This window comes from Virgisporangium aurantiacum, from assembly GCF_016863635.1.
Classification (GTDB): Bacteria; Actinomycetota; Actinomycetes; order Mycobacteriales; family Micromonosporaceae; genus Virgisporangium; species Virgisporangium aurantiacum.
Map to the genome: position 1 here is coordinate 183518 of NZ_BOPG01000003.1, position 16376 is coordinate 199893.

Genomic DNA, 16376 nt, shown 5'->3' on the forward strand with positions numbered 1-16376 from the left:
AGCGTCAGGTCGATGCCTGTCATCATGGCGGCGTCGCCTGAGCGGACGGAGTCGATGTGAGACGCGGCCTGGGGTATCGCGATGCTGTTCGATTGCTGGGCGGAGATCCGCCGTTACTCAGCGCACTCGATCGGGCCAGCGGGGCGGCGTTGTCGATGGCCACGGGCGGGCTCAGCGACACCGTCCTCGGCGTCTTCAACGCGCAGGGCCGCATCCTCAGGTTGGGCCGGGGCCTCGCCGCCGGACTTCGCGACCGGCTCACCGGCGCCGGCCGGGTGGCCCGGAGCCAGCGGCTGGAGGCCGCGCACGCGGTGATCGTGGTCGCCGCCTACTTCGAGGCGCTCGGCGAGGTCGACCTGCCGTTCCGGGTCGACGACCTGAACCTGACGGCGGCCGACCAGTTGCGCCTGTCCGGCGACGACGGCGCCGCCCGCGACCTGCTCGAGACGCTGCTCGACGCGGCGCTGCCCTGCCCGGCGCCGCACATGTCCAGCGAGCGGCTCGCCGACCAGTTGCGGCAGTGGTACCTCGAGCTGTCGGTCCGGGTCGTGACGTTCGTGGAAGGGCTGGCGGTCTGGGACGGCCTGACCGAGGCCGACCGGCGCCGGGCCAGCCGCGCCCTGCGTGAGGAGGTCCCGCCGCAGGCCCTGGTCCGGTACCAGGAGCTGTTCGCGCAGCTCTCCCAGGAGATTCCCGAGTTCGCGTTGTGGACCGGTCAGCTGGACCACCAGGCGACCCGGGAACAGGTCCGGTACGCGCTGTCGGAGGTGCGGTCGCTGCTGCGCTCGATGTCGTCGGCCACGGCGCCGTCGGCGGCGGCCCGGGCCCTGTCGAGCACCTACCGCGCGATGCTCGACCGGCCGATCCTCAGCGACGGCGACGCGCCCGGCGTCGTCCTGCCGACCCTGGGAGCCGGGTACGTCGATCCGGACTTCCGGGTCCGGTCCGTCCGCTCCGGTGCCCGTCCCGCCGACGAGGAGTGGTGGGTGCAGGCCCGGGTCCGCAGCGACCTGTCGGTGTACCTGGCCGGCGCGATGACGGCACCGGCCTCCTGGGCCGCGCCGATCGTGGTGCTCGGCCAGCCGGGTGCCGGGAAGTCGGTGCTGACGAAGATGCTCGCGGCGCAGTTGCCCGACACCGACTTCCTCGTCGTCCGGGTGATCCTGCGTGAGGTCCCCGCCGACGCCGACCTGCAGGACCAGCTCGAGGCCGCGGTCCGCGCGGCGACCGGCGAACGGACCAGCTGGCCCGACCTCGCCCGGGCCGCCGCGGGAGCCCAACTCGTCGTGCTGCTCGACGGCTTCGACGAGCTGCTCCAGGCCACCGGCGTCAGCCACAGCGACTACCTCGTCCGGATCGCCGCCTTCCAGCAGCGGGAGGCGGACCTCGGCCGGCCCGTCGCCGTCGTCGTCACCAGCCGGATCGCGGTGGCCGACCGCACCCGCTATCCCAGCGGCTCCGTCGCGTTGCGACTGGAGCCGTTCCGCGCCGACCAGGTGGCCGAGTGGGTCCAACGGTGGAACCGGCACAACGAGAGCCAGTTGCGCGACCGCGGCCTGGAACCGTTCCCGGCCGACATCGCGCAGCGGTACCCGGGCCTGGCCTCCCAGCCGTTGCTGCTGCTGATGCTCGCGCTCTACGACGCCGAGGCGAACGGTCTGCACCGCGGATCCGCCGTCGGGGCCGTGCCGCTGGACGAGTCGGCCCTCTACGAGCGGCTCCTCACCGCCTTCGCCGCCCGGGAGGTCGCCAAGACGGTCCCGGAGCCGACCGGCCCGCTGGTGGAGGCCGAGCTTCAGCACCTTTCGCTGGTCGCGTACGCGATGGTCAACCGGCGCCGGCAGTGGGTGACGGAAGCGGAACTCGACGCCGACCTGCGCGCCCTGCTCGGAGAGAGCCGGTCGACCGGCCGCACCGACTTCCGCACGCCGATCACCCGGGCCGGCCGCGCGCTCGGCAGGTTCTTCTTCATCCAGCGCGCCCAGGCCGTCCGCGACGGCATTCCGTTGCAGACGTTCGAGTTCCTGCACGCCACGTTCACCGAGTACCTGGTCGCCCGGCTGGCGGTCCGCCTCGCCGCCGGACTCTCCCGGCAGGGATCGGCGCTGGTCGTCGGCCCGACCCACGTCGACGACGACCAGATGTTCGCGCTGCTGTCGTTCGCACCGCTGTCGTCGCGCCAGCAACTCCGGTTCGTGCGCGGCTGCGCCGCCCGCATGATCGACGCCGACGAACGGCAGCGGTTGGCCGGCGTGCTGCTCGACCTGTTCGGTGCGAGCCAGTTCCGGGCGGAGCACCGGCTCGCCGCCTACGAGCCGGTCGCCCGGCCGGTGTTCGTGCGGCACGGGATGTACAGCCTGAACCTGCTGCTGCTCCTGCTCGCCCTGCGCCCGGTCGTCCACGCCGGCGACCTGTTCCGCACGGACGCCGATCCCGGCGACGCCTGGGCCCGCACCGTGCTGCTGTGGCGGTCGGCCATCGAGGAACAGGACTGGTCGGACCTCGCGCAGGCGTTGGTGTTCGGCTACGCCTGGAACGGAGCGCGCCGCGATCTGGAGCTGCGGCTGGCATCCGAGCCGCCCGAACCGGCTCCGCCGGTCGACCTGCACTGGCACTACGGTGTTCCGCCGGGCGATCCGCGCCGCGGCAACAGTCTGTGGAGCCGCGAGTTCGTGCCGGCGATCGCGGCCATTCAGTCCGCGTCGAACGGATCGGCGGCCGCGGCCGCGAAACATGCGATCGAACCGATGATCGACCGCTTCGCCCCCGCGCTGATGCTGTTCTCCAGCCACGGCGACCGGGCCACCTCGGTCGCCCACGACCTGCTCGACGTGTGGCTCGCCGGCGCCCTCGACGCCGGGGACCTCGACGCCCGGTACGCCCGGCTGGCCACCCACCTGAGCGCGGCGAGCGGTGACGCGATCCGCCCGGTTCTCCTCGTCGCGCTCAGCCAGCTCCGGCACGACATCGACCGGCTGACCGGGTCGGCCGAACTCGTCCTGGACCGGGTGCTGAACAGCCGCGCCAGCCGGGACCCGGAGATCGCGACCGCGTTGGCCGAGTGCGTCCTCGTGGGGCTGAGCGCGGGTCGCCACGGGAGGTTCGACCCCGTGGCCCGTGAAGTGATCCGGAACGCGTTCCTGAACTGCGCCCCCAGTGACCGCCTGCGCGTGTGGACGAGGCTGCACGAGTCCGGGCGTCCCCCCGAACTGATCCTGCAGAACCCGTTGGCGGCCCTGGTCAGGATTCTCCACGACGGCCGGGTCCCGAGCGAGGACGCTCAACGCGCGCGGGACCTCGCCGCGACCCGCTACCCGGGAGAACCGCTACCGCAGCACTGACAGCGGTCGCGACCCCGGCACCACCGGCGCCGGCAGAGAGCCGGCACCACCGAGATAGCTGTGGATCGCCGCCGCCGCGGCGCGGCCCTCGGCGATCGCCCACACGATCAACGATGCGCCGCGGTGCATGTCGCCGGCCACGAAGACGCCCGGCACCGAGGTCTGCCAGTCGGGACCGCAGTCGACCGTGCCGCGGGTGGCCAGGCCCACCTGGCCGAGCAGCTTGTGGGCGTCGGTGCCCTCGAAGCCGATCGCCAGCAGCACCAGGTCGGCCGGCAGGTCGCGCTCCGTCCCCTGGCGGGGCGTCACCACCCGGCGGCCGTCGTGCTTTTCGACCTGGACCTCGGCGACGCGGATCGCGCCCACGACGGACGGATCGGACCCGGACGGCACGAACCTCTGCACCGCCACCGCGAACAGCCGATCCCCGCCCTCCTCGTGGGCCGGGTACTTGAGCAGGACCTTCGGCCAGGTCGGCCACGGGTCGCGCTCCTCGTCGCGCTTGCCCGGCGGTTCGGGGTAGATGTCGAGCTGGGTGACGCTCGCCGCGCCCTGGCGGTGTGCGACGCCGAGGCAGTCGGCCGCCGTGTCGCCGCCACCGATGATCACGACGTGCTTGCCGCGCGCGTCGATCGGCGCCTCGGAGTCGAGGCCGGCCACCACCCGGTTCGAGCCCACCAGGTGCTCCATCGCCAGGTGCACGCCGCGCAGCCGGCGGCCCGGCGTCTCCGGTGTGTCGCGGCCCTTCAGGGCACCGCAGGCCAGCAGCACCGCGTCGTGACGCGAGCGCAGCTCCGCCATCGTCATGTCGACGCCGATGTTGCACCCGGTGACGAACGCGACGCCCTCGGCCTCCAGCTGGAGGAGACGGGCCTCGATGACCCGCTTCTCCAGCTTGAAGTCCGGGATGCCGTAGCGCAGCAGCCCGCCGACGGCGTCGTCGCGCTCGTACACGGTGACGTCGTGACCGGCCCGCGCGAGTTGCTGCGCGGCGGCCAGCCCCGCCGGGCCCGACCCGATGACGGCCACCGACCGGCCCGACCGCTCCGGCGCCGGCCGCGGGCGCACCATCCCGCCGTCGAACGCGTGGTTGGCGATCTCCACCTCGACCAGCTTGATCGCGACGGCGCCGCCCGAGTTGGACGACTGGAGGGTGTCACCGATGTTGAGGACGCAGGCGGCCTCGCACGGCGCCGGGCACAGCCGCCCGGTGAGCTCCGGGAAGTTGTTGGTCGCGTGCAGCGACTCCGACGCGGCCCGCCACGCGCCCGTGCGCACCAGGTCGTTCCAGTCCGGGATGCGGTTGCCCAGCGGGCACCCGTCGTGGCAGAACGGGATGCCGCAGTCCATGCAGCGGGTAGCCTGTTCCCGGGTCAGCGCGTCGGGCGCCGGCGGGTACACCTCGCCCCAGTCGCGCAGGCGCAGCGGCACCGGCCGGCGGGCCGGCTGTTGCCGCGTGTGCTTGAGGAATCCACTCGGGTCAGGCACGGAGGGCCTCCATCACGGCCGTGTCGGGGTCCTGGCCGTTCGCTTCGGCCTGCCGGATGATCGAGAGGACCCGCGCGTAGTCGCGCGGCACCACGGCGGAGAACTCGCCCACCGCGTCCTCCCAGCGGGCGAGCAGCCGCGAAGCCACCGCCGAGCCGGTCTCCTCGAAATGCCGCAACACAAGCGCATGCACGTCGGCGACGGCGGAACCCTCCAGCGGCCCCACGGACACCAGTTCGTGGTTCACCAGCGACGAATTGAGCTTCCACACGAACGCCGTGCCGCCCGACATGCCGGCCGCGAAGTTGCGGCCCGTCGGCCCGAGCACCACCACGGTTCCGCCGGTCATGTACTCGCAGCCGTGGTCGCCCACGCCCTCGACCACCGCCACGGCGCCGGAGTTGCGCACGCAGAACCGCTCCCCCACGCGTCCCCGCACGAACAACTCACCGGCGGTCGCGCCGTACAGGACCGTGTTGCCCGCGATGATCTGATCCTCGGCCGTGAACGCGGCCGACTCGTCGGGCCGGATGATCAACCGGCCGCCCGACAAGCCCTTGCCCACGTAGTCGTTGCCGTCGCCGAGCAGCCGCAGCGTCACCCCGTGCGGCACGAACGCGCCGAACGACTGCCCGGCCGTGCCGCGCAGCACGATCTCGATGGTGTCGTCGGGCAGGCCGGCCCCGCGGTACCGGCGCACGACCTCGCCGCCGAGCATCGCGCCGACCGAGCGGTTCTCGTTGCGCACCGGGAACTCGACCTTCACCGCGCGGCGTTCGTCGAGCGCCGGGCCGACGGCGGCGATGAGCTGGTTGTCCAGGGCCCGCTCCAGTCGGTGGTCCTGCTTGGTGGTCTGGCGCCGGGCCGCGGCGTCGTCAAGTTCGGGGACGTGGAGCAGCGCGGCCAGGTCCAGTCCGTGTGCCTTCCAGTGGTGGACGGCGGGACGCGTCTCGATCAGGTCGGCGCGCCCGATGGCCTCGTCGATGGTGCGGAACCCGAGTTCGGCCAGGTATCCGCGCACCTCCTCGGCGAGGAACAGGAAGAAGTTCTCGATGAACTCCGGCGTGCCGGTGAACCGCTTGCGCAGCTCGGGGTTCTGGGTGGCGATGCCGACCGGACAGGTGTCGAGGTGGCAGACCCGCATCATGATGCAGCCGGCCACGATCAGCGGCGCGGTGGCGAAGCCGAACTCCTCGGCGCCGAGCAGCGCGGCGATGATCACGTCGCGTCCGGTCTTCATCTGACCGTCGACCTGCACCACCACGCGGTCGCGCAGCCCGCTCAGCAGCAGCGTCTGCTGCGTCTCGGCGAGGCCGAGTTCCCACGGGGTGCCGGCGTGCTTGAGCGAGTTCAGCGGGGACGCGCCGGTGCCGCCGTCGTGCCCGGAGATGAGGATGACGTCGGCCTTGGTCTTCGCCACGCCGGCGGCGACCGTGCCGACACCGACCTCGCTCACGAGCTTGACGTGGATGCGCGCGGCCGGGTTGACGTTCTTCAGGTCGTAGACCAGCTGGGCGAGGTCTTCGATCGAGTAGATGTCGTGGTGCGGCGGCGGCGAGATGAGCCCGACGCCGGGCGTGGCGTAGCGGGTCTTCGCGATCCACGGCCACACCTTGTTGCCGGGTAGCTGGCCGCCCTCGCCGGGCTTGGCGCCCTGGGCCATCTTGATCTGGATGTCGTCGGCGTGCACCAGGTACTCGGTGGTCACCCCGAACCGGCCGCTGGCCACCTGCTTGACGGCGGATCGCCGGGCCGGGTCGTACAGCCGCTCGACGTCCTCGCCGCCCTCGCCGGTGTTCGACTTGCCGCCGAGGCGGTTCATCGCGATCGCGAGCGCCTCGTGCGACTCCGCCGAGATCGACCCGTACGACATGGCGCCGGTGGCGAACCGCTTGACGATCTCGCTGACCGGCTCGACCTCGTCGAGCGGTACCGGTGGCCGTACACCGCTGCGCAGCCCGAACAGGCCGCGCAGCGAGCCGGCCTCGATCGCGAGCCGGTCGACCTCGGCCGTGTACTGCCGGAAGACGTCGAACTGCCTCGACCGGGTGGCGTGCTGGAGGAGGAACACCGTCTGCGGGTTGAACAGGTGCAGTTCGCCCTCGCGGCGCCACTGGTACTCGCCGCCGACCTCGAGCCGGCGGTGGGCGCGCTCGGCGTCGTTGGCCGGGTACGCCTTGTCGTGCCGGGCCTTGACCTCCTCGTGCACCTCGGCGAGGTTGATGCCGCCGATCTTCGACGACGTGCCGGTGAAGTACCGCTGCACGAACTCGGGCGCGAGGCCGACCGCCTCGAACACCTGGGCACCGGCGTACGACGAGACCGTCGAGATGCCCATCTTCGACATGATCTTCAGGACGCCCTTGCCGAGCGCCTTGACGTAGTTGCGCACCGCCTTGTCGGGCGCGATGCCGGTGATGGTGCCCGCCCGGATCAGGTCCTCGACGGTCTCGAACGCCAGGTACGGGTTGATCGCCGAGGCACCGAACCCGAGCAGCACCGCCACGTGGTGCACCTCGCGGCAGTCGCCCGACTCGACGATCAGGCTCACCTGGGTGCGGGTCTGCTCGAAGATCAGGTGCTGGTGCAGGGCGGCGGTGAGCAGCAGCGACGGGATCGGCGCCAGGTCGGGCGTCGAGTCGCGGTCGGAGAGGACGAGGATGCGCACCCCGTCCTCGATCGCCTCGGACACGCCGCGCAGGATCTCGACGAGCCGCGCCTTCAGGCCCTTCTCGCCGTCGCGCAGCTTGTACAGGCCGGAGACCCGCACCGCCTTGAAGCCCGGCTTGTCGCCGTCGGCGTCGATGTTGAGGAGCTTGGCGAGCTCGTCGTTGTCGATCACCGGGTACGGCAGCACGACGCGGCGGCAGCTCGCCGGGCCCGGCTCCAGCAGGTTGCCCTCGGGGCCGATCGTGCCCGCCACGCTGGTGACCAGTTCCTCGCGGATCGCGTCGAGCGGCGGGTTGGTGACCTGCGCGAAGAGCTGGGTGAAGTAGTCGTAGAGCAGGCGGGGACGGGTCGACAGCGGCGCGATCGGCGTGTCGGTGCCCATCGATCCGATCGGCTCGGCGCCGGTGCGGGCCATCGGCGCGATGAGGATCTTCAGCTCCTCCTCGGTGTAGCCGAACGTCTGCTGGCGACGGCGCACCGAGTCCTGCGTGTAGACCATGTGCTCGCGGGCGGGCAGCGTCGACAGGTTCATCAGGCCGGCGTCGAGCCACTCCTCGTACGGCTCGGCCGTGGCCAGGTCGCGCTTGATCTCGTCGTCGTCGAGGATGCGACCCTTGGTGCTGTCGACCAGGAACATCTTGCCGGGCTGCAGGCGGCCCTTGCGCACGATCGTGGCCGGGTCGAGGTCGAGCACGCCGGCCTCGCTGGCCATCACGACGAGCCCGTCGCTGGTCTCCCACCAGCGCCCCGGACGCAGGCCGTTGCGGTCGAGCACGGCGCCGATCACGGTGCCGTCGGTGAACGCGACGCTGGCCGGCCCGTCCCAGGGCTCCATGAGCGTGGCGTGGTACTGGTAGAAGGCCCGGCGCTCCGGGTCCATGCCGCCGTCGTTCTCCCACGCCTCCGGGATCATCATCAGCACGGCGTGGGGCAGGCTGCGGCCGCTGAGGTGCAGCAGTTCGAGGACCTCGTCGAAGTTCGCCGAGTCACTCGCGTCGGGCGTGCACACCGGGAACACCCGGCGCAGCGGGCCGGGGATCTCCTCGGTCTCCAGCAGCGCCTCGCGGGCGGCCATCCAGTTGCGGTTGCCGCGGATCGTGTTGATCTCGCCGTTGTGTGCGATGTACCGGTACGGGTGCGCCAGCGGCCACGACGGGAACGTGTTCGTGGAGAACCGCGAGTGCAGCAGCACCAGCGCGGAGGTGACCCGCTCGTCGGCCAGTTCCGGGTAGAACGTCTCGACCTGCTGCGGCGTCAGCATGCCCTTGTACGTGATCGTGCGCGGCGACAGCGAGACGACCGAGCAGGTGAGGCCGCGTTCGCGGGTCTCGCGTTCGGCCTGCTTGCGCACGCAGTACGCGATCCGTTCGAGGTCGAGGCCGCCCAGCGGCTCGCCGGCGCCCACACCCGTCTTCGGGTCGGCGGCCAGGCGGTCGGCGGCCAGGAACACCTGGACGACGCGGGGCATGCAGTCGAGCGCCGACTTGCCCAGCCCGTCGGGGTTGACCGGCACGGTGCGCCAGCCGAGCACGTGGGCACCCTCGACCAGCGCGTACTTCTCCACGACGCTCTTGACCCGGCCGGCCTTCTTCGGGTCGGTGTCGAGGAACACCAGGCCGACCGCGTACTCGCCGGCCGGCGGCAGGTCGAAGTCGACCACGGCGCGGTAGTACTCGTCGGGAATCTGGATCATCACGCCGGCGCCGTCGCCCGTGTTGGGCTCGGCGCCCCGGGCGCCGCGGTGGTCCATCCGGCAGAGCGCCTCGAGCCCCTTGCGGACGATCCCATGCGATCGCCGGCCCTGGACGTCGGCCACGAAACCCACACCGCAGGCGTCGTGTTCGTTCGCCGGGTCATAAAGCCCTTGGGAAGGCGGCGGCGAATGGATCATCCAGGCCTCCTGACGTCATCGAGCTTTCGAGAAGTGGGACGACGTCGGCCCAGGGCAGCACGGAGCCCCGAGGGGCCGGTCCCAGCAGTGTACGCGAAGGATCTCGGCCCCATGCGCGGTCACATGGGCCACTCCAGCTGTTGTGGACTTCACATTGGTGAAACAGCGCCGGCCGGGTCAGCCTCGGTGTTCGCGTTGCACGCACCCGAAGGAGCTGGCCGATGACTCTACGTATCGCAGAGGGCGCATCGGCGTCCGAAATCATTGCCCGCGCCCGGGCCGCGACGCCCGAGGCGTTCGCCCCGAACGGGATGCCACGCAATCTGATCGCCGGCGAATGGTCCGACGTCGGTGTGCCCGCCCCCGTGCTGACGCCGGTCGACAACACCGTGCTCACGGCGGTGGCCCGGGTCGACGCCGGCACCGCCCGGGCGGCCGTCCGGGCGGCTCTCGACCAGCACCGGGAGTGGGCCGCCACGCCGCTGGCCGACCGGGTCGAACGCGTGTCGCTGGCCGTGGCCGCGATGTCGGGCGAACGCGACCTGCTCGCCCTGCTGCTGGCCTGGGAGATCGGCAAGCCGTGGCGGCTGGCCTGCGCCGACGTCGACCGCGCGCTCGACGGCGTGCGCTGGTACCTCGGCGAGATCGCCGCGATGCTCGACGGCCGCACCCCGCTCGACGGGCCGGTGAGCAACATCGCGTCGTGGAACTACCCGATGAGCGTGCTGGTGCACGCCGAACTGGTGCAGTTGCTGGCCGGCAACGCGGTGATCGCGAAGACCCCGTCGCAGGGCGGCGCCCTGTGCCTCACCGTCGCCCACGCGCTGATGCGCCGCGCCGGCCTGCCCGCGACGCTGCTCTCCGGCGGCGGCGAGGAACTCGGCCAGGTGCTGGTGCGGGCGCCGGAGGTGGGCGCGGTGGCGTTCGTCGGCGGCCGGTCGAACGGCGGCAAGGTGGCCGCCGCGCTCCTTGACACGCCATCGAATTCTTTGGCAAAGCGCCACTTCATCGAACAGGAGGGCCTGAACGCCTGGGGCGTGTGGGATTTCTCGCAGTGGGACCTGCTCGCGGGCTTCCTGAAGAAGGGCTTCGAGTACGGCAAGCAGCGGTGCACCGCGTACCCCCGGTTCGTCGTCCAGCGCGACCTGGTCGACAAGTTCCTGGACATGTACCTGCCGGTGGTCCGCTCGGTGCGGTTCGGCCATCCGCTGGCGGGTGATCCCCTGCCGGACCTCGACTTCGGCCCGCTGATCAGCGCGGCCAAGGCCGACGAGCTGCGCCGCAAGGTCGACGAGGCGATCCGCGGCGGCGCCGTCCCGCTCCACCGCGGCTCGCTCGACCGTGGCCGGTTCCTCGACGGCCAGGACACCTCCGCCTACGTCGCGCCGAGCGTGCTCCTCGCCCCACCCGGCCGCTCGCGCCTGATGCACGCCGAGCCGTTCGGCCCGGTCGACACGATCGTCGTCGTCGACACCACCGACGAGCTGCTGTCGCAGATGAACGCCTCGAACGGCGCCCTGGTGGCGAGCCTCGCCTGCGACGACGAGGAGCTCGCCGCCAAGCTCGCCGTCGACCTGCAGGCGTTCAAGGTCGGCATCAACAGGCCCCGTTCGCGCGGCGACCGGGCCGAGCCGTTCGGCGGCCGCGGCGCTTCGTGGAAGGGCGCCTTCGTCGGCGGCGAGCACCTCGTCCGGGCGGTCACCGCCGGTGTCGACGGCGACCGCCTGTACGGCAACTTTCCCGAGTACTCCCGCTATCCCGTGGTCTAGCAGGTCCAGCGGACGGCCTCGATCACGTCGGTGGTGCCCGGCACCCGCAGGGCACCCACGACCGTGCGGCCGTCGTCGCTCAGTTGCAGCCGGTCGACCACCTGCCGGCCCGGCGGCATCGGCAGCCTGGCGACCTTGCCGTTCGGCAGACCGAGCGCCGCCCGCCCGTCGGCATCGGCGTAGGCGACGGTGCCGTTGGCGCTCACGCCCGGCACCACCGTGCCGTCCGCGCCGGCGATCCGGTCGACCGCGCCGGTGGCGAGGTTGAACCGCACCGCCACCGGGCCGCTGGTCGCACCCCAGACATTGATCCCGACGACCTCCGGGTGCCCGCGCTCCATCGCCGTGCCGACCGCCCAGTCCCCGGTGACCTGCGCCGCGTCGTGCGTCATCAGACCGTCGGGCAGCGCCAGGGTGCGCTCCTGACCCTCGGGGAAGCGGACGACGTACCGGTCCGGGTCCCATCGGATGCCCACCGTGACCCCGGTGGCGCCGATCGCCAGCGGCTTGAAGTCGGGCACCGACTCCGCCTCGTCGTCCGGGAAGTACGGGCGCGGGTACCTCTTCCCCACCTCCGGCGTCGACGACCACACGGCGGCGGCGTACCTGGCCTGGAACGTCCGTTCCTGCTTCCATCCGGCGACCCGGCCGTCCGGCCCGATCCAGCCGAGCCCGATGAAGCCGAGGAGCCGAGGAGCGGTCTCCGCGCGCTCCCCGGTGCGGAGTCTCACCCCGAACGGGAGCCGCTTGCTGCTCGCCAGCACCGTGCCGTCGGGCAGAGCGGTCGCCACCTCCTCGCCGTCTTCGAAATCGACGCCCAGGTCCACCGGCCCGGCCGTGCCGTCCCACCGCACGATCCCGGCTTCCCCCTCGCTCGCCGGGCCCCGGTTCCGGTGGTACTTCCCGATCACGTACCGACCGGACGGGTCGAGGTCGAGCACCACCTTCAGGTTGCGGTTCGGCAGGTTCGGCAGCGTCGCCACCTGGCAGGCAGCCGTCGCCGCCGGTTCCGGGCCGGTCAGGGTCCGGCGGACCGCGACGGTGCCCAGTCCCATCGCCACCGTCACCACCGTCGCGGCCGCGACCGCCGCGACCCCGCGCCGGCGGCGGCGCTTGCGGCCGCGCACGACCGCACCCGCCACGTCGGCGTTCGACCGCGGTGCCTCGACCGCCCGCAGCAGGTTGCCCACCCGCCGTTCCTCGTCGGTGATCATGACTTGCCTCCCAGGTCCCGCGTGAGGGCGGGTTCGAGCAGCGGGCGCACGGCCGCGAGCGCCCGGGCCGTCTGGCTCTTGACAGTGCCGGTGGAGCACCCGAGCGCGCGGGCGGTGTCCTCGATCGACTGGTCGCACAGGTAGCGCAGCACCAGCACCGCGCGCTGGCCCGGCGGCAGCCGACGCAGCGCGTGGAGCACGGCGTCGCGGTCGTCGGCGCGATCGGGATCGTCCGGGGGTGGTGCCGGTTCGGGTGCCGGCCACATCAGGCGGACCCGCGCCGCCCAGCCGCGCCGCTTCGAGTCGACGAACTTGCGGGCGAGCATCCGCTGCACGTACGCGTCGAGGTTGTCGGCCCGGCGCGCGCGGTTCCAGTGGACGTACAGCGCCTCGATCGTCGCCTGGACGATGTCGTCGGCCGTGTGCCGGTCGCCGCCGCACAGCAGGTAGGCACTGTGCTGCAGGCTGGGCAGGCGCGCCGAGACGTACTCGACGTAGTCGCCGTCGGGATCAGTCCCCATGGATGTCGGCCTCCTTCACGCCCCCTCGACGTCAGCGGGTCGCCGGAAAGTTGCGTCGCCTGTGCGAGGATTGCAGCCTTGATCGGCAAAGGAGCTGACGTGCGTTTCGGGTTGCTGGGAACCGGCCATTGGGCCGCTGACACGCACGGCGCCACGCTGGCGACCCACGCCACCGCGGAGCTGGTGGCCGTGTGGGGGCGCGACCCGGCCAAGGCCGCCACCGTGGCCGGTCAGCTCGGGGCCCGGGCCTACGACGACGTCGAGGAGCTGTTCGCCGACGTCGACGCCGTCGCGATCGCGCTGCCGCCCGACGTGCAGGCCGGGCTCGCGGTGCGGGCCGCCCGGGCCGGCTGCCACCTGTTGCTCGACAAGCCGCTGGCGCTCACCGTCGAGGCCGCCGACGAGGTGGTCGAGGCCGTCGACAAGGCCGGGGTGGCGTCGCTGGTGTTCTTCACCAACCGGTTCCGGCCGGAGATCGAGAAGTTCCTGGCGAACGCCAACCGGGTCGGCGGCTGGTACGCCGGCCGGGGCGTGATGCACGCGTCCATCTTCCAGCCGGGGAACCCGTACGGTGCCTCGGCGTGGCGGCGGGAACAGGGCGGGCTCTGGGACATCGGGCCGCACGCGCTCTCCGTGCTGCTACCGGTGCTCGGCGACATCACCGAGGTCACGGCCGTCGACGGGCCGAGGGAGACGGTCAACGTGATCGCCCGGCACGCCACCGGCGCGGCCAGCGAACTGTCGATCACCCTGAACGCCGCGCCCAACGCGACCGTCGTCGAGCAGGTCTTCTACGGCGAGCACGGGGTGGCCGTCGTCCCCGAGCGCGGCACCACCGCCCTCCAGGCCCTCAGCGCGGCGATCGACCGCCTCCTCGCGGCGGCGACCGGTCCGGCGCCGCGCCGGGACCCGTGCGATGTCCACTTCGGCCGCACCGTGGTCCGCATCCTGGCGGCGGCCGACACCGCGCGCCGGGAGCGCCGCGCCGTCACCCCCTGAACGAAAATCGTCGAGCGATGGGACCGCGTGCCCGCCTGCAACACGGCCCCATCGCTCAACGTAGGGGTAAAGCTTCTATGCGGCCTCGACGATCTCGGTCGGCGCCAGGTGGTCGCCGAGAACCAGAACCGCCGCGTTGACCAGCTGTCCCATCCGGTCGACCTCGCTGGCGTGGAACGGCGGCGCGATCGCGCCGTCGGCCGCCGACGTGCGACCCGGGCCGTCCGGCCCGCCCCTCGCCGCGACCAGCACCAGGCCGGCCTTCTGCAGCGGCACCGCCACGTAGTGCGTGCCGTCGGCCGAGGTGACCGCACGGGGACGCAGTGGCGCGATGTCGGGGATGGCCGGCGCCAGGGGGGCGCCCCAGCTGGCGTACCGCACCGTCAACGGCGCGCTCGCCGGGGCACCCGCCCAGGCCGGATCGACGGAAGTCACCGCGGCCCAATCCGCCGCGACAAGGCCGGGAATTCCGTCGACGAGGGTTGCCAGGCCTCTTCCTGCGTCGGCCGCCACCTGACCCAGGAGAGCCACATCCCGACCGATCGGCGCGGGCAGTTCAGTGCACCGCCACACCCCCACCACGCGTACACCGGGTACCGCGCCGAGGCCGACCAGGATCCGCCCGACCAGCGCCGAAGCCGGCCAGACGACGGTGAAGTCGTCGACCGCACGTCCCTGGGACCGCTCCAACACGATGACCGACACGATGTCGGCGCCAACGACGCCGAGCGTGCGGGCCACCTGTCCGAGAGATCCCGGCCGGTCGGGCAACTCAACCCTCAACCGCAACAACATGCTGAGTAGATTGCCGGCCGCTCGTTTCGCTGACGTTGCGTCGCCGTATCGACGCCAAGAAACCGTCGCTACCGGGTCAGAGCGGCCAGACCCTCGGCCCAGGAGAAGGATCCGTCGGTTGCCACCAGCACGGTGACGCCCTCGGCGCGCAACGACTCCACCGCACGCCGGAACGGTGCCCGGCTGCCGAGGGCGGCGCCGACGACCGGCATGACGGCCACCGGCTTGCCCAGCCCGATCGCCTCGGCCACCACGCCCAACGCGTAGTCGTCCGCGATGCCCGCCGCGAGCTTGTTGACGAAGTTGAACGTCGCCGGAGCGACCAGCACCGCCGTCGCGGTGGCGGCGGACGCCTGCCGGGGCTGCCCGGGTACGCCGTACGCGCTGCGCACCGGCCGACCGGTGCGTGCCGCCAGCGCCTCGGTGTCGAGGAACGGCAGCGCCGACCGCGTCGCCACCACGAGCACCTGCCACCCGTCGGCCAGCGCCAGCTCGACCAGCGTGTCGGCGTCGGCCGCCGGCCCGGCACCGCACACCACCACGCACAACACCCGCTCGCCCGTCACCTGCTGAGCTTGACACGCCGGTAACAACTGGCTGAACTGCCTGGATGACCGCCGCCGACACGCCCGTTGATCGGGACCCGCCCGGCCTGAACCGCGACGCGCTCGCGGCCTACCTGGCCGGCCACCGCCCCGACCTCGCCACCGGCCCGCTCCGGGCCACGCTGGTGGCCGGCGGCCGGTCGAACCTGACGTACTTCGTCACCGACGGGGTCACCGAGTACGTGCTCCGCCGCCCGCCGCTCGGGCACGTCCTGGCGACCGCGCACGACATGGGCCGCGAGCACACCGTGATCTCGGCGCTGGGCGGCACCGCGGTGCCCGTCCCCGAAACGCTTCTCATGTGCGGCGACGACACCGTGCTCGGCGCGCCGTTCTACCTGATGTCGCGCGTGCCCGGCGAGGTGCTGCGGACCCGCGCGCAGACCGACCCGCTGCCGCTCGACGCCCGCCGCGACCTCGCCCACGCCATGATCGACACCCTCGTGGCCCTGCACCGGGTGGACCCGTACGAGGTGGGTTTGGGCGAGTTCGGCCGGCCCGACGGGTTCCTGGCCCGGCAGGTCCGCCGGTGGGCGGCCCAGCTCGACCGGTCGCGCAGCCGCGACCTGCCCGGCGCCGACGACCTGCGCGACGGCCTCGCCGCCACCGTGCCCACCTCGCCGAAGCCGGCGATCGTGCACGGCGACTTCCGCCTCGACAACCTGATCGTGGACCCGGAGAAGCGCGCGGTCAGGGCCGTTCTCGACTGGGAGATGGCGACCATCGGCGACCCGCTCACCGACCTCGGCCTCCTGGTGACCTACTGGGACGTGCTGGGCAGCGAGACCGCGGCGGACAACCCGATCGCCACCGCGATCGGACCCGCGGCCGGCTTCCCGCCCGCCTCCGACCTGCTCGACCGGTACGCGAAGACCTCACCCGTCGACCTGTCGGCGCTGCCCTGGTACACGGCGCTGGCCTGCTACAAGTTGGCCGTGATCCTGGAGGGCATCCACTACCGCTACACCCAGGGCCAGACTGTGGGCGCGGGCTTCGACCAGATCGGCGCCATCGTGCCGACGCTCATCGCGTCCGGTCGCACCACGCTCGCATCGCTGTAAAGCAGCTGATTTGTCGCCGAGG

Annotated in this window: 10 protein-coding genes; 4 read left to right on the forward strand and 6 right to left on the reverse strand. The window is 72.3% G+C overall.

Annotated features, from left to right (window positions below; all coding sequences use genetic code 11):
* Window positions 1-56 precede the first annotated feature (56 nt).
* Complete coding sequence (locus Vau01_RS01500) at window positions 57-3341, forward strand: NACHT domain-containing protein (protein ID WP_203986158.1); 3285 nt, start codon at window positions 57-59, stop codon at window positions 3339-3341.
* Here the strand turns inward: Vau01_RS01500 and Vau01_RS01505 are convergent.
* Together Vau01_RS01505 and gltB are read right to left on the reverse strand one after the other, a co-directional pair.
* Window positions 3327-4829: a glutamate synthase subunit beta gene (locus Vau01_RS01505; protein WP_203986160.1), complete on the reverse strand. Its 1503-nt coding sequence runs from the start codon at window positions 4827-4829 to the stop codon at window positions 3327-3329. The two genes, Vau01_RS01500 and Vau01_RS01505, sit on opposite strands and share 15 nt — an antisense overlap.
* Window positions 4822-9390 (reverse strand): glutamate synthase large subunit, encoded by a 4569-nt coding sequence (gene gltB, locus Vau01_RS01510; RefSeq protein WP_203986162.1) that lies wholly within the window; start codon window positions 9388-9390, stop codon window positions 4822-4824. The genes Vau01_RS01505 and gltB overlap by 8 nt, the downstream gene beginning before the upstream one ends.
* Before the next feature lie 221 nt (window positions 9391-9611).
* On the opposite strand from gltB, the gene Vau01_RS01515 reads away from it, so the two are divergent.
* Window positions 9612-11159: an aldehyde dehydrogenase family protein gene (locus tag Vau01_RS01515; protein WP_203986164.1), complete on the forward strand. Its 1548-nt coding sequence runs from the start codon at window positions 9612-9614 to the stop codon at window positions 11157-11159.
* Here the strand turns inward: Vau01_RS01515 and Vau01_RS01520 are convergent.
* Together Vau01_RS01520 and Vau01_RS01525 are read right to left on the reverse strand one after the other, a co-directional pair.
* On the reverse strand, window positions 11156-12373 hold the full coding sequence (locus tag Vau01_RS01520; RefSeq protein ID WP_203986166.1) for a hypothetical protein: 1218 nt from the start codon (window positions 12371-12373) through the stop codon (window positions 11156-11158). The two genes, Vau01_RS01515 and Vau01_RS01520, sit on opposite strands and share 4 nt — an antisense overlap.
* Window positions 12370-12894, reverse strand: coding sequence for a SigE family RNA polymerase sigma factor (locus Vau01_RS01525; protein WP_203986168.1), 525 nt, complete (start codon window positions 12892-12894; stop codon window positions 12370-12372). The genes Vau01_RS01520 and Vau01_RS01525 overlap by 4 nt, the downstream gene beginning before the upstream one ends.
* Window positions 12895-12993: 99 nt before the next feature.
* Between Vau01_RS01525 and Vau01_RS01530 the strand changes: the two genes are divergently transcribed.
* Entirely contained in the window at window positions 12994-13893 is a 900-nt protein-coding gene (locus tag Vau01_RS01530) for a Gfo/Idh/MocA family protein (RefSeq protein ID WP_203986171.1), read from the forward strand.
* A gap of 75 nt (window positions 13894-13968) precedes the next feature.
* On the opposite strand, the gene Vau01_RS01535 is transcribed toward Vau01_RS01530, so the two are convergent.
* Together Vau01_RS01535 and Vau01_RS01540 are read right to left on the reverse strand one after the other, a co-directional pair.
* Window positions 13969-14676 carry an ACT domain-containing protein gene (locus Vau01_RS01535; protein ID WP_308440427.1) on the reverse strand — a complete coding sequence of 236 codons (708 nt, stop codon included), beginning with the start codon at window positions 14674-14676 and terminating at the stop codon, window positions 13969-13971.
* 80 nt (window positions 14677-14756) lie between these two features.
* Complete coding sequence (locus tag Vau01_RS01540; protein WP_239151209.1) at window positions 14757-15254, reverse strand: flavoprotein; 498 nt, start codon at window positions 15252-15254, stop codon at window positions 14757-14759.
* Window positions 15255-15298: 44 nt separating this feature from the next.
* Here Vau01_RS01540 and Vau01_RS01545 point away from each other — a divergent pair, with 44 nt between their 5' ends.
* On the forward strand, window positions 15299-16354 hold the full coding sequence (locus Vau01_RS01545; RefSeq protein ID WP_203986178.1) for a phosphotransferase family protein: 1056 nt from the start codon (window positions 15299-15301) through the stop codon (window positions 16352-16354).
* The last annotated feature ends 22 nt before the right edge of the window (window positions 16355-16376 follow it).